The sequence below is a fragment of the Sphingomonas sp. 22R3R2A-7 genome, assembly GCF_036856055.1.
Classification (GTDB): Bacteria; Pseudomonadota; Alphaproteobacteria; order Sphingomonadales; family Sphingomonadaceae; genus Sphingomonas.
On the sequence record NZ_JASPFR010000001.1, the window covers coordinates 3,232,357 to 3,248,452 of the forward strand.

At 66.1% G+C, this 16,096-nt stretch carries 15 protein-coding genes and 2 pseudogenes; 6 read left to right on the plus strand and 11 right to left on the minus strand.

Features of this window, described 5'->3' with window-relative positions; translation table 11 throughout:
• The first annotated feature begins 89 nt into the window (after positions 1-89).
• Complete coding sequence (locus tag QP165_RS15450) at positions 90-1,055, plus strand: quinone oxidoreductase family protein (RefSeq protein WP_333996292.1); 966 nt, start codon at positions 90-92, stop codon at positions 1,053-1,055.
• A 254-nt stretch (positions 1,056-1,309) separates the two neighbouring features.
• On the opposite strand, the gene glnA is transcribed toward QP165_RS15450, so the two are convergent.
• From glnA to aroQ, 6 genes and pseudogenes are all read right to left on the minus strand, one after another.
• Entirely contained in the window at positions 1,310-2,722 is a 1,413-nt protein-coding gene (glnA, locus tag QP165_RS15455; RefSeq protein WP_333996293.1) for a type I glutamate--ammonia ligase, read from the minus strand.
• Positions 2,723-2,842: 120 nt separating this feature from the next.
• Positions 2,843-3,181 (minus strand): P-II family nitrogen regulator, encoded by a 339-nt coding sequence (locus QP165_RS15460; RefSeq protein ID WP_055875939.1) that lies wholly within the window; start codon positions 3,179-3,181, stop codon positions 2,843-2,845.
• A 156-nt stretch (positions 3,182-3,337) separates the two neighbouring features.
• Positions 3,338-3,672: pseudogene (locus QP165_RS15465) on the minus strand (ArsC/Spx/MgsR family protein).
• 133 nt (positions 3,673-3,805) lie between these two features.
• Entirely contained in the window at positions 3,806-5,158 is a 1,353-nt protein-coding gene (gene accC, locus QP165_RS15470) for an acetyl-CoA carboxylase biotin carboxylase subunit (protein ID WP_056021063.1), read from the minus strand.
• On the minus strand, positions 5,158-5,646 hold the full coding sequence (accB, locus tag QP165_RS15475) for an acetyl-CoA carboxylase biotin carboxyl carrier protein (RefSeq protein ID WP_037527677.1): 489 nt from the start codon (positions 5,644-5,646) through the stop codon (positions 5,158-5,160). Before accB ends, accC begins: the two co-directional genes overlap by 1 nt.
• A 14-nt stretch (positions 5,647-5,660) precedes the next feature.
• Positions 5,661-6,095 (minus strand): type II 3-dehydroquinate dehydratase, encoded by a 435-nt coding sequence (aroQ, locus tag QP165_RS15480; RefSeq protein WP_056021066.1) that lies wholly within the window; start codon positions 6,093-6,095, stop codon positions 5,661-5,663.
• Positions 6,096-6,237: 142 nt separating this feature from the next.
• Between aroQ and thiS the strand changes: the two are divergent.
• The 3 genes and pseudogenes from thiS (at position 6,238) to QP165_RS15495 (ending at position 8,289) form a co-directional block, all read left to right on the plus strand.
• Positions 6,238-7,244: pseudogene (thiS, locus tag QP165_RS15485) on the plus strand (sulfur carrier protein ThiS).
• A 110-nt stretch (positions 7,245-7,354) separates the two neighbouring features.
• Entirely contained in the window at positions 7,355-7,537 is a 183-nt protein-coding gene (locus tag QP165_RS15490) for a CsbD family protein (protein WP_055875955.1), read from the plus strand.
• 92 nt (positions 7,538-7,629) lie between these two features.
• Positions 7,630-8,289 carry an HAD-IA family hydrolase gene (locus QP165_RS15495; protein ID WP_333996294.1) on the plus strand — a complete coding sequence of 220 codons (660 nt, stop codon included), beginning with the start codon at positions 7,630-7,632 and terminating at the stop codon, positions 8,287-8,289.
• A gap of 26 nt (positions 8,290-8,315) precedes the next feature.
• On the opposite strand, the gene QP165_RS15500 is transcribed toward QP165_RS15495, so the two are convergent.
• Together QP165_RS15500 and QP165_RS15505 are read right to left on the minus strand one after the other, a co-directional pair.
• A complete protein-coding gene (locus tag QP165_RS15500; protein WP_333996295.1) occupies positions 8,316-9,389 on the minus strand; it encodes a PA0069 family radical SAM protein in 1,074 nt (357 codons plus the stop codon).
• 79 nt (positions 9,390-9,468) lie between these two features.
• A complete protein-coding gene (locus QP165_RS15505) occupies positions 9,469-10,167 on the minus strand; it encodes an outer membrane protein (RefSeq protein ID WP_333996296.1) in 699 nt (232 codons plus the stop codon).
• 171 nt (positions 10,168-10,338) lie between these two features.
• On the opposite strand from QP165_RS15505, the gene QP165_RS15510 reads away from it, so the two are divergent.
• Positions 10,339-10,533 (plus strand): hypothetical protein, encoded by a 195-nt coding sequence (locus QP165_RS15510; protein ID WP_056021075.1) that lies wholly within the window; start codon positions 10,339-10,341, stop codon positions 10,531-10,533.
• 7 nt (positions 10,534-10,540) lie between these two features.
• Here the strand turns inward: QP165_RS15510 and moaB are convergent, their stop codons facing one another.
• The 3 genes from moaB to QP165_RS15525 form a co-directional block, all read right to left on the minus strand.
• On the minus strand, positions 10,541-11,068 hold the full coding sequence (gene moaB / locus QP165_RS15515; RefSeq protein WP_333996297.1) for a molybdenum cofactor biosynthesis protein B: 528 nt from the start codon (positions 11,066-11,068) through the stop codon (positions 10,541-10,543).
• 5 nt (positions 11,069-11,073) lie between these two features.
• Positions 11,074-12,996, minus strand: a complete 1,923-nt coding sequence (locus tag QP165_RS15520) for a lytic transglycosylase domain-containing protein (RefSeq protein WP_333996298.1) — start codon at positions 12,994-12,996, stop codon at positions 11,074-11,076.
• A 67-nt stretch (positions 12,997-13,063) separates the two neighbouring features.
• Entirely contained in the window at positions 13,064-13,693 is a 630-nt protein-coding gene (locus QP165_RS15525) for a uracil-DNA glycosylase family protein (protein ID WP_333996299.1), read from the minus strand.
• A 187-nt stretch (positions 13,694-13,880) separates the two neighbouring features.
• Between QP165_RS15525 and QP165_RS15530 the strand changes: the two genes are divergently transcribed.
• Positions 13,881-15,542 (plus strand): electron transfer flavoprotein-ubiquinone oxidoreductase, encoded by a 1,662-nt coding sequence (locus QP165_RS15530; protein WP_056022236.1) that lies wholly within the window; start codon positions 13,881-13,883, stop codon positions 15,540-15,542.
• Positions 15,543-16,096: the final 554 nt, after the last annotated feature.

The window sequence follows — 16,096 nt, forward strand, 5'->3', positions numbered from 1 at the left end:
GTGTTTGGTGAAGGAATGGGCGTCGGGCCGGGCGGTTGCAACCCGAAACGCGGCGCCTAGTTAGGGGCCAGGATCAACGGGAGACGGGCATGGCACGCGTAGCGACAATCAGGACGACCGGCGGGCCCGAGGTGATCCGGTGGGATGACGTCGAGCTGCCCGCGCCGGGCAAGGGCGAGGTGTGGATGCGCAACACCGCGGTCGGGCTGAACTATATCGACACCTATCACCGCAGCGGCGTCTATCCGGTGTCGCTGCCCTCGGGACTCGGCAGCGAGGCGGTCGGCGTGGTGATGGCGGTGGGCGCGGGCGTCACGGGATTCGCTGCGGGCGACCGCGTCGGCACCTTCGGCCCGACGCGCGGGGCCTATGCCAGCGAGCGCAACGTGCCCGCGGCCGAGCTCTTCCATTTGCCTGACACACTGGACGACCGCACCGCGGCGGCGATCCTGCTCAAGGGCTGCACCGCGGAGTTCCTGATCGAACGCTGCGCCCGCGTCGAGGCGGGGCAGACGGTGCTCGTCCATGCCGCCGCGGGCGGGGTTGGGCATATCCTGGTCGGCTGGCTGAAGGCGATCGGCGCCACCGTGATTGCGAGCGTCGGGAGCGAGGCAAAGGCCGAGCGGACGCGCAAGGCGGGGGCCGATCACGTCATCCTCCACCGGTCCGAGGACATCGCCGCGCGGGTGCGCGAGATCGCCGGCGGGAAGGGCGTCCCCGTGGTGCTCGACGGCGTCGGTGGCGCGACGTGGACCGCATCGCTCGACAGCGCGGCGAAGCGCGGGCTGATCGTCAGCTATGGCAATGCGGGGGGCGTGGTGGACGGCGTCAATCTGGGCGTGCTCGCGGCCAAGGGGTCGCTGTTCGTGACGCGCCCGACGCTGTTCGATTATGCCGAGCAACGGCAGGCGATGGTCGACCGGGTGTTCGCGATGCTCGCACAAGGCGCGTTCAAGCCCGAGATCGGCCAGACCTTCGCGCTGGAGGAGGCTGCCGAGGCGCACCGGGCGCTCGAGGCGGGGGAGACGTTCGGGAGCAGCGTGCTGCTGGCCTGAGCGCGCTGCAATCCTGTTCTCCCGCGAAGGCGGGAGCCCAGACTGGGTCCCCGCCTTCGCGGGGAAACACGGTTATCGAGCGGAGAGCCGTTTGATGACCGTGCAGGGAAGAGCTTGCGAGATACGCTAACGAAAAAGGGCGCCCGGATTGCTCCGGGCGCCCTTTTCTCTGTCAGCGCCGTGGCGAAGCCACGTCGTCGGTCGTCGCTCTACGCGACGCCGGCCGACAGCGGCTAAGCTGCCGACGCGGCAGCTTAGCCGCTGTAGTACATGTCATACTCGACGGGGCTCGGCGTCATTTCCCACCGCGCGACCTCGGCATACTTGATCTCGACATAGCTCTCAATCTGGTCCTTCGAGAACACGTCGCCCTTGAGCAGGAAGTCGTGATCCGCGAGCAGGCATTCGAGCGCCTCGCGGAGCGAACCCGCGACGGTCGGGACCTGTGCGAGCTCTGCCGGCGGCAGGTCGTACAGGTTCTTGTCCATCGCCTCGCCCGGATGGATCTTGTTCAGGATACCGTCCATGCCCGCCATCATCAGCGCCGCATAAGCGAGATACGGGTTGGCCAGCGCATCGGGGAACCGCACTTCGACGCGCTTCGCCTTGGGGCCCGTGCCGTATGGAATGCGGCACGATGCCGAGCGGTTGCGGGCCGAATAGGCGAGCAGCACCGGCGCTTCGTAACCGGGGACGAGACGCTTGTAGCTGTTGGTCGACGGGTTGGTGAACGCATTGACCGCCTTGGCGTGCTTGATGATGCCGCCGATGAAATACAGGCACATGTCGCTGAGGCCCGCATAGCCGTTACCGGCGAACAGCGGCGTCTTGCCGTCCCAGATCGAGAAGTGCGTGTGCATCCCCGAACCGTTGTCCTCCTTGATCGGCTTGGGCATGAACGTCGCCGTCTTGCCGTACGCATGCGCGACCTGGTGGACGACGTACTTGTAGATCTGCATGCGATCCGCGGTCTGCGTCAGCGTACCGAAGGTCAGGCCCAGCTCATGCTGTGCGGCCGCGACTTCGTGGTGATGCTTGTCGCAGGGCAGGCCCATCTCGATCATCGTCGAGACCATCTCGCCGCGGATGTCGACGGCGCTGTCGACCGGGGCGACCGGGAAATAGCCGCCCTTGGCGCGCGGACGGTGGCCGAGGTTGCCGCCCTCATATTCGCGGCCGGAATTGCCCGGCAGCTCGATGTCGTCGATCTTGTAATAGCTGGTCGAATAGCTGTTCTCGAAGCGGACGTCGTCGAACATGAAGAATTCGGCTTCGGGGCCGACATAGACGGTGTCGCCGACGCCGGTCGTCAGCAGATACGCCTCGGCGCGCTTGGCGGTCGAGCGCGGATCGCGCGCGTACAGCTCGCCCGTCGACGGATCGCTGATGTCGCAGATCAGGATCATCATCGGCGTCGCCGAGAACGGATCGACATAGACCGCGTCGAGATCGGGCTTGAGCGTCATGTCGCTCTCGTTGATCGCCTTCCAGCCCTCGATCGACGAGCCGTCGAACATCAGGCCGTCAGTCAGCTCGTCTTCGCCGATCAGGCTGGCGACCATCGTCAGATGCTGCCACTTCCCCTTGGGATCGGTGAAGCGCAGATCGACCCACTCGATCTCCTGGTCCTTGATCATCTTCAGGACGTCGTTGGCCGAATTTGCCATGATGCTAAGCCCTCTTTGCTCGATAGGTCGGCAGATATGCCGGAAATGATAGTGCGGCGCAGCGCGCTATTTCCACAGATTGTTGCGCCGCGTCAAATGAAGTCGGTGTCAGGGAAGCGGTTAGATCGCGTCGTCGTCGCGCTCGCCGGTACGGATGCGCAGCGCGCTCTCGACCGGGATCACGAAGATCTTGCCGTCTCCGATCCGGCCGGTCTGCGCGGCCGCGGCGATCGCCTCGACGACGCGCTGGGCCAGACCGTCCTCGACGACGACCTCGAGTTTCACCTTGGGCAGGAAGTCGACGACATATTCGGCGCCGCGATACAGCTCGGTATGGCCCTTCTGCCGGCCGAAGCCCTTCGCCTCGGTCACGGTAATGCCGCTCACGCCGATCTCGTGCAGCGCTTCCTTCACCTCATCAAGCTTGAACGGCTTGATGATGGCTTCGATCTTTTTCACAGGTACGCCCCCGATTGTCGTTGAAACCAACGCCCTACAGGGCGCCTTGCACCAAGCGTGCCAGTCGCCGCCGCCTCGGGCAACGACCGATTCATCTGGAAACCCTGCCCGAAAATACAGCATCCGGAACGGATGTGCACGATGCAGGGGCAGCGGTCACAGGATTTCGTGCAGCCGCGCGATGGGCCGTCCGAGGCGGACGCCCTTTTCGGTCTCGACCAGCGGACGCTCGATCAGCAGCGGATCGATCATCATCGCGTCGAGGATCGCCTCGGCATCGCCGTGCTTGACCGCCTTGGCGCCGTCTTCCGCCATGCGCAGGCCCTGGCGCGGCGTCAGCCCCGCGCGGTCGTAGAGCCGGACAAGTTCTGCGCGCGACGGGGAGTCTTCAGATATTCGACGATCGTGACGTCCGCGCCGGCATCCTGCAGCAGCGCGAGCGCCTCCCGAGACTTTGAGCAGCGTGGGTTGTGGTAGATCGTCGCCTTCACGAATGCTCCGTCGTCATTGTTGACCCTCGTCATCCCGGCGCAAGCTGGGATCTCCCCGTTGGGATCTTACCGCAAACCAAGCGGGAGATCCCAGCGTGCGCTGGGATGACGGCTGGGGTGGAAGCAGGGACGCTTAAGCCCCCTGCTTGGCGAGCCACTCTTCCAGCCACTTGATCGTGTAAGCGCCTTCCTGGAACTCGGGATCGTCGAGCAGTGCACGGTGCAGGGGAATCGTCGTCGTGACGCCCTCGATCACCATTTCCTCGAGCGCACGCCGCAACCGCCGCAGCGCGCCCTGACGCGTCGCGCCGTAGACGATCAGCTTGGCGACCATCGAGTCGTAATAAGGCGGCACGCGGTAGCCGGCATAAAGCCCGCTATCGACGCGGACATGCATCCCGCCCGGCGCATGATAGAGCTTCACCAGCCCCGGCGACGGCGCGAAAGTGCGCGGATCCTCGGCGTTGATGCGGCATTCGATCGCATGCCCGCGGAACTGCACATCTTCCTGGCGCAGCGTCAGCGGATGCCCCTCGGCGATGCGGATCTGTTCGCGCACGAGATCGAGGCCGGTGATCATCTCGGTCACCGGATGCTCGACTTGAAGCCGGGTGTTCATCTCGATGAAGTAGAATTCCCCCGCTTCCCACAGGAACTCGATCGTCCCCGCGCCGCGATAGCCCATGTCGGCCATCGCCTTGGCGACGATCCCGCCCATCCGCTCGCGCTCTTCCGCGGTGATGATCGGCGAAGGCGCTTCCTCGAGCACCTTCTGGTGGCGGCGCTGGAGCGAGCAGTCGCGCTCGCCGAGATGGATCGCGTTGCCCTCGCCGTCGCCGAAGATCTGGAATTCGATATGCCGCGGATTGCCGAGATATTTTTCCATGTAGACGGTGGCGTCGCCGAACGCGGCCTTCGCCTCGCTGCCGGCCTGCTGCATCTGCGTCTCGAGGTCTTCGGCGTCGCTGACGACCTTCATCCCGCGGCCGCCGCCGCCCGACGCGGCCTTGATGATCACCGGATAGCCGATCTCGTCGGCGATCCGCTTCGCCTCGGCGATGTCGCTGATCGCGCCGTCCGAGCCGGGGACGAGCGGCAGCCCGAGCGCGCCTGCGGTGCGCTTGGCCTGGACCTTGTCGCCCATCGTGCGGATGTGCTCGGGCTTGGGCCCGACGAACAGGATGTTGTGCAGTTCGACGATCTCGGCGAACTGCGCGTTCTCGCTGAGAAAGCCGTAGCCCGGATGGATCGCGTCCGCGCCGCTGATCTCGGCGGCGGAGATGATGTTGGGGATGTTCAGATAGCTGTCGGTGGCCGATGGCGGTCCGATGCAGATCGCCTCGTCCGCGAGCCGGACGTGCATCGCGTCGGCGTCGGCAGTCGAATGGACCGCCACCGTCTTGATGCCCATCTCATGGCAGGCACGGTGGATCCGCAGCGCGATCTCGCCGCGGTTCGCAATGAGCAGCTTCTTGATTTGCTTCATTATTCGACCACGACCAGCGGCTGGTCGAATTCGACCGGCTGGCCGTTCTCGACGAGGATCGCGGTGACGGTGCCGGCCGAGGGCGCGACGATCGTGTTCATCACCTTCATCGCCTCGATGATCAGCAGCGTGTCGCCCGCATTGACCTTCTGGCCGACGGTCGAGAACGGTTTCGCCTCCGGGTTGGCGGCGAGATAGACGGTGCCGACCATCGGCGACTTGACCGCGCTCGCGCTGATTGCCGGGGCGGAGGCGCCGACCTCGGCCTGGGGGATCGCCAGCGGTGCGGAGACGGCGGGCGCGGCGGGGGCGGGCGCGTAATGCGCAACGGGCGCAGCCTGTGCGGCCTTGCGCGCGACGCGGATCCGGCGCGAGCCGTCCTCGACTTCGATCTCGGTCAGCTGCGTGGTGTCGAGCAGTTCGGCGAGCTGGCGCACCAGGGTCACGTCGACCTGCATTGCGCCTGTGGTTTCTGGTGTATCGGTCATGGCGGGGCCTCCTGTCAGAACCGTGCGACGGCTTCAAGCGCGAGCAGATACGAAAGCGCGCCGAAACCCGCGATCGTACCCTTCGACGCCTGCCCGACCAGGCTTACATGCCTGAACGATTCACGTGCGTGGGGATTGGAAAGATGCACTTCGATCACCGGCGTCTTCACGCCCTTGATCGCGTCATGGACCGCGACCGAGGTGTGCGTGAACGCGCCGGCGTTGAGGATGACGGCCTTCGCGCCGCGCGCCTGCGCTTCCTGGATCCAGTCGACGAGATGCCCTTCGTGATTCGACTGGCGCATGTCGATCGTCAGGTCGAGCTCGCGCGCGCGATCCTCAAGCTGGCCGGCAATGTCGTCGAGCGTCTCGTCGCCGTAGATCTCCGGTTCGCGCGTGCCCAGCAGGTTGAGGTTGGGGCCGTTCAGGACGAAGACTGTCGCGGGCAAGGGCTGCTCCTGGTTGCAGGGGCATCGAACCACCCCCTATATGCACCTCCCTTACCCGTTCGTGTCGAGCGAAGTCGAGACATGAGACCGGCAGCGGACGGGTGGTTTCCCGACTTCGGTCGAAACGAACGGAAAACTCTGCATGCCCCACTCCGACGGCACCGTCTCGATCACCGTGAACGGCGAGCACAAGCGGGTCTCCGCCGGCCTCAGCCTTGCCGGGCTGGCGACCGAACTGGGACTCATTCCCGAAAAGATCGCGGTCGAACGCAACATGGAAGTCGTGCCGCGCTCGACGCTGGCCGAGGTGATGGTCGAGGATGGCGACGATCTGGAGATCGTGCATTTCGTCGGCGGCGGCGATCATGTCGCAGCGATCGACGCGGATCGCTGGACGGTCGCCGGGCAGACATTCCGTTCGCGGCTGATCGTCGGGACCGGCAAGTACAAGGATTTCGCGCAGAACGCGGCTGCCGTCGAGGCGTCGGGCGCGGAGATCGTCACCGTCGCCGTCCGCCGCGTCAACGTGTCGGATCGCAACGCGCCGATGCTGACCGACTTCATCGACCCGAAGAAGGTCACCTATCTGCCCAACACCGCGGGCTGCTTCGATGCCGAATCGGCGATCCGCACGCTGCGGCTGGCGCGTGAGGCGGGGGGCTGGGAGCTCGTGAAGCTCGAGGTGCTCGGCGAGGCGAAGACGCTCTACCCCGACATGGTCGAGACGCTGCGCGCGACCGAAGCGCTCGCCAACGAGGGTTTCAAGCCGATGGTCTATTGCGTCGATGATCCGATCGCGACGAAGCGTCTGGAGAATGCCGGCGCGGTCGCGATCATGCCGCTGGGCGCGCCGATCGGCTCGGGGCTGGGGATCCAGAACCGCGTGACGATCCGGCTGATCGTCGAGGGGCAGGGGTGCCCGTGCTCGTCGATGCGGGCGTCGGCACCGCGTCGGATGCGGCGGTGGCGATGGAGCTTGGCTGCGACGGCGTGCTGATGAACACCGCGATCGCCGAGGCGAAGGATCCGCTGATGATGGCGGCGGCGATGAAGGCCGCGGTCGAGTCCGGGCGGCTCGCCTATCGTGCCGGCCGGATGGGGCAGCGGCGCTATGCCGATCCGTCGAGCCCGCTGGCCGGGCTGATCTGATGGCGACCTCATGACGCAGACGTCACGGAACCGCCGGTAAACATGACCGTTATACCTTCACAAGTTCAGAGCGGCACGACTGGCGTGTCGCGAAACAGATGGAGGCTCTGATGGGCGAGTTCACCGACAAGGTCGCAGCAGCAGGCAACAAGGTCGCAGGCAACGTCAAGGAAGCCGTCGGCAAGGCGACCGACAACGACCGTCTGGTCGCCGAGGGCGAAGCACAGCAGGCCAAGGGTACTGCACAGAATGTCAAGGGCAGCGTCAAGGGCGCACTCGGCGACGACATCTAAGCTTCACCTGATACGTGAATACAGGCCGTTCCGGGAAACCGGGACGGCCTTTTCTTTGTGCCCTATCGGTCTTTTCGCATATGAGCGTCCCCATGATCCCCACGCGACAGTACCAGGCGTTTATGTTCGACATGGATGGTACCATCCTGACGTCGATCGCCTCGGCGGAGCGGTGCTGGACGCGTTGGGCGATCGCGCACGGGCTCGACGTCGCCACGTTTCTGCCAACGATCCACGGTGTCCGGTCGGTCGAGACGATCAGGCGACTGAACCTGCCGGGCGTCGATCCCGTCGCAGAGGCAGCGGCGATCACCGCGGCGGAGATGGAGGACGTGGCGGATATCTCGCCGATCGCGGGCGCCGCGGCGTTCCTCGCGCGGCTGCCGTCCGAACGCTGGACGATCGTGACGTCGGCCCCACGTGCGCTTGCCGAGTGTCGCCTGCGCGCCGCCGGTCTGTCGGTCCCGACGGGGATGATCGCGGCGGAAGACGTCACGACCGGCAAACCGGCACCGGACTGTTTCATGCTTGGCGCGCAAAGGCTCGGCGTTGCACCGGCGGATTGCCTGGTGTTCGAAGACGCGGCGGCGGGTTTCACGGCGGCGACGGCGGCGGGCTCCGACGTGCTCGCTATCACCGCGACGCACGGCGCCGCATCCACCGTCGCCGCGGAATATCCCAGTGTCGTCGATTACCGCGGCCTTGGGGTCGACATCGCCCCCGACGGTCTCAGGCTCGTGACGCACATATAAGCACGCGTCGTATCGTCGCGGCCTGGTTATGCGAACAGGTCGCCCTGCGGCCCGCGGGGTGGACGGAACAGGTCGCTGCGCAATCCGATCCTATCGGTATTGAGCCCGTGCTTGCGGCAGGCGATCGCGAACCGGGTCTGTAGCAGATCCGCCCAGGGTCCCTGGCCCTTCATCCGCGTGCCGAAGCCCGGGTCATTGTCGCGCCCGCCGCGGATCGACTGGATCGTCGCCATCACCTTGCCCGCACGATCGGGAAAATGCTCGTCGAGCCATGCGCGAAACAGCGGCGCGACTTCCCACGGCAGCCGTACGGGGATGAAGAAGGCGAACGTCGCGCCTGCCTCGGCCGCACGCGCCAGCAGATGCTCGATTTCGTGATCGGTGATCGCGGGGATGACGGGCGATATCGACACGAACACCGGAATCCCGGCATCGGCGAGCGTTCGCACGGCCTTCAGCCGACGTTCGGGATGCGGAGCGCGCGTCTCGATCGTCGCGGCGATCCCGGGGTCGAGCGAGGTAATCGACATCGCCACCGTCGCGAGACGCTTGGCGGCCATCGGTGCGAGCAGATCGATGTCGCGAACCACGCGATCCGATTTGGTCGTGATCGTCACCGGGTGATCGGTCTCCGCGAGCACTTCGAGAATGCTCCGCGTGATCCGCCAATCCGCCTCGATCGGTTGATACGGATCGGTATTGGTCCCGAGCGCCATCGGCCGCGCCGTATAGCCCGGCTTGCCGAGCTCGACACGCAGCAGGTCGGCCGCGTCGGGTTTGGCAAACAACCGTGTTTCGAAATCGAGTCCCGGCGACAAATCGTGGAACGCATGACTGGGTCGCGCGAAACAATAGATGCAGCCATGCTCGCAGCCGCGATAGGGATTGATCGAGCGGTCGAACGGTACGTCGGGGGAGGCGTTGCGCGATATGATCGTCCGCGCGCGCTCCACGGTCACCGTCGTGCGCAATCGCGGAACGACCCCGTCGATGTCCGTGCGCGCATCCAGCCAGTCGCCATCGGCCTCGGTCTGCGGCAGATTGAAGCGCGTGCTTTCGCCGTTGAGCGTCGCACCGCGGACGGGACGCGGTTTGGTCATCCCGGGATGATAGCAGACCGCCCGGAACAAATAAAGAACAAGGCGGGCGGCATCGACGCCGCCCGCCTCGTCCCGTGGATCAGAAGCGGACGCCGAAGCCTGCGTTCACCTGGTGGCGGCTGAAGTCGAGGCTGGTCTTGGTCACGCCGTCGAACGTCTCATAGCCGTTATAGTCGGTGTAGACATATTCGACCTTGCCATAGAAGCGCGGCGAGAAGCTGGTCTGCATTCCGGCGCCGGCGTGGAAGCCGCTGAGCGAATCCTTCTCGGAAAAGTTATTCGCGGGAACGGCCGCGTTGGTGTTGCGCAGCTCGAGACGTCCGCGCGAAAACCCGCCCTTGATGTACAGGAAGGTCGTCTGCGACAACAGATAGCCGCCGCGTGCGCCGACCGTCAGGTTGCGATCGGTCGCGAGGCAGGTACGATCGCCGTTGTCGGGAAAGAACAGGTCGCTCGCACAGGTTTTCGCGCTCGATCCCTCGATGCCGGCATAGACGCCCAATACGGTGTCGCTGCCGACCTGCGCGTCGTACCCGACCTCGCCGCCATAGGTTACGCCGCTCTTCGCCTCGCGGACGCTGTTCGAATCGGTGGCCGTTTCGGTGTTCAACTCGGCGATGACCCGTTCATATCCGATCCGCGGCTCGACGCGCAGCCCCGATACCAGGCTCGCCGGATTGCCGCGCGAATCGAGTGGAACGCCGTCATAGGACTGCGCGGCAACCGGTGCCGCGAGCGTTCCGGCGGTCAACAGGGCGAGCAGGTGAATGGTGCGCATGACAGTGATTTCCCGTCCGGTCCGTCCCCCATGGCAGGACCGTCTCGGGTCACCTATCCTGCGTTAATCCTGATACGACGTTAACGCCAATAATCAGGGCTTTGCATCAATCTGTGCCGTACCGGCCCTTTGCATGCTCGCACTCCGCCATGATTGCGCGTAGGCGAGGCCATGGCGGAAAACATGACGACGATGGAACGGGCGTTCGAACTGGCGCGATCGGGCGAGTGCGAGTCGATCAACGCGCTGCGCCAGCGGCTTCGGCGCGAGGGCTATGAGGCGGTGCACCTCCATCTCCACGGCGCCTCGATCAACCGCCAGCTGACCGACCTGATCCGCGCGGCAAAACCGAGCGATCCGGCGTGACCGCGATCTAGCGTTCGAGCAGGCGCGGCATCAGTTCGACGAAGTTGCAGGGCCGGTGGCGGCTGTCGAGCTGATCGCGCAGGATACCGTCCCATCCATCCTTCACCGCTCCCGTCGATCCGGGCAGGGCGAAGATGTAGGTTCCGTGCGCAACGCATGCGCAGGCGCGCGACTGGACGGTCGAGGTGCCGATCGTCTTGTAGCTCAACATGCGGAAGAGCTCGCCAAAGCCCGGGATCATTTTCTCCGCGACCCGTTCGACCGCCTCGGGCGTGACGTCGCGCCCGGTGACGCCCGTGCCGCCGGTCGTGATGACGCAGTCGACCTCGGGATCCTCGATCCAGGCATGGAGCCGCGCGACGATCGTGTCGACATCGTCCTTCTCGATCCGGCGGTCGGCGAGGATGTGACCCGCCTCGGCAAGGCGCGCGACCAGCGTGTCGCCGGAGCGGTCTTCGGCCAGCCCGCGCGTATCCGATACGGTCAGCACGGCGATGCGGACCGGGAGGAAGGTCCGGCTTTCGTCGATCGGCATGGCGTTCAGTCAGCCCGCGTGACGGTGGTCGACTGCATCCCGACGCGCGCGTTGACCGCGATGTTCGGCTGTATGGCGTTGCCCAAAGTGGCAGTGCTTGCGCTCGCGCGGCGGTTCGGCGTGGCATTCATGCGTATCGCGACCGCGCCGGGCAGGCCGGGAAAGCGTGGCCACATGCCCTGCGACAGCGCGGTCCGGCTGGTCGACGCTTTCTTGCCGCCTTGCGCCTCGTACATCCAGTAATTGCGCAGCACCGTCGTCACGTATCCGCGCGTCTCCCAATAGGGAATGCTCTCGATATAGAGCAGCGGATCGCCATTATCGTGGACGATCGCGTTCCAGTCGCCGACGGGTCGCGGCCCGGCGTTATACGCGGCGATCACCTTGGGCAGCAGGCCGCCGGTGACGCCTGCCATATCGCGGAGGCGCTCGAGATGGCGCTGGCCGATATCCATGTTGGTCGACGGCTTGGTCAGCGCCTTGAGGTCGATCGACGTGCCGCGTTCGCGCGCGAAGTCGGTCGCGGCGGCGGGCATGATCTGCATGAGTCCATATGCACCGGCCGGGCTGCGCACCGAGTTGCGGAAGCGCGATTCCTCGAGCGTGTGCGCATAGACCAGCGCCTTCTCGACGCGCCAGCCGCTGTCGGGCGTCCAGTTCGGGGTGGGGTAGCGTGCTTCGGCGGTCGAGGTGACCCCTTGCGGGCAGTTATGGGCGAGCCACACCGTCGTCGCCGGCAGGCTCAACGCCTCGGCGACGCGGACCAGATGCGCGAACTCGCGCGGATCGCCGATCTTTGCCTGCTGGCGGATGACGGTGTCCGCCAGGTCGGTCTCGCCGACCTCGACCAGTGCCGCGGCGACCCGGACATTGGGGCGCTTGCCGACGACGTTCCAGTCGCTGGCAACGACGCCGCCGACGCGGGTGCCCTTGTCCTTCATCGCGAGTTGCTGGCGCGCGAGCTGCCCGTAGAAGCTTTCGCTGAACTGCGCCGCGGTCTTCAGCCGGCCCTCGATCTTGTCGGGCCGTCCGCAGACCATGTCCGACCGCGCCGTCCAGTAGAGCGCGGCGGCGCGCAGATCGACATCGCCCGCGCGCGCTGCGACGCCTTCGAATCCCGCGCCGGCGCTCGCGCAGTCATTCTGGCGCCAAGCGGACAACGCGCCGACCCAGCGGGCCTGCACGGCCCATTCGCCGACGCCGTCCTGCGCCTTGGCAGCCATGACGCGCGCATTGGCATCGTCACCCTGCAGGAAATAGATCCACGAGATCTTCTGCTGCCACTCGGTCAGCGCCTCCGGCGTAAGCCCGACCGTGCTGTCGAGCAGCGACTGTGCCTCGCGGCCCATGTCCGCCTTGACGTAAGGCTGCATCTTGAGCGCGAGATCGGCTGCGATCAGGTCGCCCTTGAGGCTCTTCGCGCGGACGCGGCGCGGCGCACCGTCCTGCCAGATCAATCGCTGTGCGACGGGCAGGGGGAGGCCGACCGCGCCCCGCAGCGAGGCGAGACGTGCGACCTGCTCGGCCTCGGGCAATTCGGGCGCTTCGTTGAGCAGCGCGACCAGCGGCTCGAGCTCGACCCTGGGGGAGCCCTTGGCGGTGTACATCTCGGCACGCGCAATCGCGTGCAGCGGACCGGGCTTCATCGTGTCGAGCTGGATCTGCGCATCGGTCCACTTGCCGTCGCGGATCGCGGCGAAGACCTGGCGATAGGCGCCGCGCTGCTCGGCATCGAGCTGGTCGGGAATCTGTTCGAGCGTCGGCGCACCGACCAGCCGCGAGTCGGCACCGGCATCGGCCGCGCCGGTATCGACGGGGGCGACCGCCGCGGGGGCGGCCGTCGCTGGCGCGGTCCAGGCCGGGATCGTCAGCGCGACACCGCCGAGCAGCGCGCCATGGCGCAGCACTGCTGCAAATGTACGGGTCATGCCGCTTTTGCCGCCATCAGCATCTGTAAGTCCTTCCAGGCTTCTGCCTTTGCCGCCGGCTTTTCCATCAGGAAGCGCGGATGAAAGCTGGCAACGACCCCCGTCTCTCCGGTCTTATGGTTAAAGTCGTGCAAACGCCCACGCGCTGCCTGCAATTCCATCCCGAGGATGGCACGGCTCGCCGCATTCCCCAGCAGGAGCAGCCGGGGGGCGCGATCAGCTGGATATGATGCTTGGCGATCTCGGCAAGCCGATCCTCGACCTCGCGCTGGATCCGTCCGGCGGTCGGGCGCTTGGCGCAGACCGACGCGAGATGGACCTCCGAACGGGTCAGCCCGATGGCCGCGAGCATCCGGTCGAGCAGCCGGCCGGACGCCCCGCTCAACAGCGCGCCGCCCCCCGTCTCGTCGCAATCGTCGCGATCGGGGCAGTCGACAAGCACCATGACCGTAGCGTCAGCGGGGCCTGCCGCGGTCAGCGATATGCCGCCCCAGCTCGCCTCGGGAACGTCCGGACCATTTCGCCATGTCAGGAAATCGGCGAGCGCGTGCGGCATCGACGATGGCGCAACGACGGGAACCGCAGCCGCCGGTATCGCTGGCGTCGGGGCCTGCGGTGCGGCGAACCAGTCGCGCGGCGCATCGTCGACGAGCGTGTCGACACCTGCCTCCTGCCACCAGTCGAGGGTGCTCAGCACGGCATTTTGCCAGTCGAAGTTTTGGTCCGCCCCCACCATTTACCCTATGCTGTGGAGTTGACGTGGCGGTCAACTCGCGCAATCGCCTAAACGAAGAAGACATGGACAAGACGGTGCCGGCCCGAGCCCGAACGAGCGCGACGGCCAGGATGCCGGGCAATCAGGGGAAATCCCCCGGGAGACGATGATGACGACACGTGAATCGATGCCCTACGACGTGGTGATCGTCGGCGCTGGTCCGGCCGGCCTCTCGGCAGCGATCCGTCTGAAACAGCTGGCAGCCGAGAAGGACGCGGACATCTCGGTCTGTGTGCTCGAAAAGGGCTCGGAGGTCGGCGCGCACATCCTCTCGGGCGCGGTCATCGACCCGAAAAGCCTCGACGAACTGCTCCCCGACTGGCGCGAGGACGGCTGCCCGCTGGCGGAAGTGCCGGTGACCGAGAACCATCACTGGATCCTCAGCAAGACGAAGAAGAGCGAGATGCCGCACTTCGTCACGCCGTCGTTCATGCACAACAAGGGCACCTATACCGGCAGCCTCGGCAACCTGTGCCGCTGGATGGCGGGCAAGGCGGAGGAGCTCGGCGTCGAGATCTTCCCAGGGTTCGCCGCCGCCGAGATCCTGTTCAACGACGACGGATCGGTGAAGGGCGTCGCGACCGGCGACATGGGCGTCGCGCGCGACGGCACGCACAAGGGCGATTATACCCCGGGGCTCGAACTCCACGCCAAATACACCTTCTTCTCCGAGGGCTGCCGCGGGCACCTGACCAAGCAGCTGATCGCGAAGTTCGATCTCGCCAAGGACAGCGACCCGCAGGTCTACGGCCTCGGCATCAAGGAGCTGTGGGACATCGATCCCGCGCTTCATTCGCCCGGCCGCGTCATCCACACGCAGGGCTGGCCGCTGACCGAGACCGACGGCTCGAACGGCGGCGGCTGGATCTATCACCAGGCGAACGGTCAGGTCTCGATTGGGTTCGTGACGTGGCTGAATTACACCAACCCGCATCTCTCGCCGTTCCACGAGATGCAGCGCTGGAAGACGCACCCCGAGATCGCCGCGCTGCTCAAGGGCGCCAAGCGAGTCAGCTACGGCGCGCGTGCGATCAGCGATGGCGGGCTGCAGTCGATCCCCAAGCTCGTGATGCCCGGCGCCGCGCTGATCGGCGACAGCGCGGGCTTCCTCAACGTGCCGCGCATCAAGGGCACGCACACCGCGATGAAGTCGGGCATGATGGCGGCCGAGGCGGCGGTCGATGCGATCGTGTCGCAGCGTGGTCATGACGAGCTGGCGGCGTATCCGCAGGCGTTCGAGCAGAGCTGGGTCAAGAAGGAGCTGTCGGTCGTCCGCAACGTCGTGCCGCTCGTCAAGAAGTTCGGGGACTTCCTCGGGTCGGGGCTGGCGGGCGTGACGATGTGGCTCGAGCATTGGGGCTTGAAGGTGCCGTTCACGCTGCATCACCATCCCGACCACGAGAGCCTGTGGCGCAAGGACCTGGTCAAGCCGATCGTCTATCCCAAGGCGGACGGCGTGCTGACCTTCGATCGCCTGTCCTCGGTGTTCATCTCGAACACCAATCACGAGGAGGACCAGCCGGTCCATCTGACGCTGAAGGACCCGTCGGTTCCGATCGCGTACAACCTTCCGTTGTACGACGAGCCGGCGCAACGCTATTGCCCGGCTGGCGTTTACGAGGTGGTGGGCGAAGAGACCGGTGACCCCAAGTTCGTCATCAACGCGCAGAATTGCGTCCACTGCAAGACCTGCGACATCAAGGACCCCACCCAGAACATCAACTGGGTGGTCCCCGAAGGCGGTGGAGGCCCGAACTATCCCAATATGTAAACGCCTGTTGCTCGGTCTCGTCATCGGCATGGCGCCCAGCGCCGCCATGGCGGGGACGAGCGACTTGTCGGCCTATCTCCAGGCGCGTGCCGCCGATGCCGATGGCCGGGTCGATGTCGCGGTGGCGGCCTATGCACAGGCGCTCGCGGCGGATCCCGCTGATCCGGTTCTCGCGATCCGCGCGTATCGCGAGGGGATCGAGGCGGGCGACATGGCGCTGGTGGACCGCGCGGCGCGCGTTCTGAATGCGGCCGGGGTCGCGCCTGCCGACGCCGCGCTGTTCCCGCTCGCGGAGGCGGCGCGCAAAGGCAATGCCAGCGCCGCAAGCGCAGCGGTCGCTACGCTGGCCAAGGGACCGCTCGTCGTGCTCGCGCCCTCGCTCTACGGGTGGATCGCGCACGCGGAGGGGCAGGATCCGACGCCCGCCCTGGCGACCGCGGCAAGGGACCCGGTCGCCAACCGTTTTGCTGCCGAAACGCGCGCGCTGCTCGCCAACGCGCCTCGCAAGCAGGCGCTTGCGATCGGCGTCTCGCGGCTGCTGGGACGCCTGGCGG

What these genes read in the sequence shown, in the direction of transcription:
- QP165_RS15520 (WP_333996298.1), bottom strand. Translation starts at nt 12,996, where the DNA reads ATGACCCGTACATTTGCAGCAGTGCTGCGCCATGGCGCGCTGCTCGGC.
- accC (WP_056021063.1), bottom strand. Translation starts at nt 5,158, where the DNA reads ATGAAGCAAATCAAGAAGCTGCTCATTGCGAACCGCGGCGAGATCGCG.
- QP165_RS15505 (WP_333996296.1), bottom strand. Translation starts at nt 10,167, where the DNA reads ATGCGCACCATTCACCTGCTCGCCCTGTTGACCGCCGGAACGCTCGCG.
- QP165_RS15510 (WP_056021075.1), top strand. Translation starts at nt 10,339, where the DNA reads ATGGCGGAAAACATGACGACGATGGAACGGGCGTTCGAACTGGCGCGA.
- QP165_RS15450 (WP_333996292.1), top strand. Translation starts at nt 90, where the DNA reads ATGGCACGCGTAGCGACAATCAGGACGACCGGCGGGCCCGAGGTGATC.
- moaB (WP_333996297.1), bottom strand. Translation starts at nt 11,068, where the DNA reads ATGCCGATCGACGAAAGCCGGACCTTCCTCCCGGTCCGCATCGCCGTG.
- glnA (WP_333996293.1), bottom strand. Translation starts at nt 2,722, where the DNA reads ATGGCAAATTCGGCCAACGACGTCCTGAAGATGATCAAGGACCAGGAG.
- QP165_RS15490 (WP_055875955.1), top strand. Translation starts at nt 7,355, where the DNA reads ATGGGCGAGTTCACCGACAAGGTCGCAGCAGCAGGCAACAAGGTCGCA.
- QP165_RS15530 (WP_056022236.1), top strand. Translation starts at nt 13,881, where the DNA reads ATGACGACACGTGAATCGATGCCCTACGACGTGGTGATCGTCGGCGCT.
- QP165_RS15500 (WP_333996295.1), bottom strand. Translation starts at nt 9,389, where the DNA reads ATGACCAAACCGCGTCCCGTCCGCGGTGCGACGCTCAACGGCGAAAGC.
- accB (WP_037527677.1), bottom strand. Translation starts at nt 5,646, where the DNA reads ATGACCGATACACCAGAAACCACAGGCGCAATGCAGGTCGACGTGACC.
- QP165_RS15495 (WP_333996294.1), top strand. Translation starts at nt 7,630, where the DNA reads ATGATCCCCACGCGACAGTACCAGGCGTTTATGTTCGACATGGATGGT.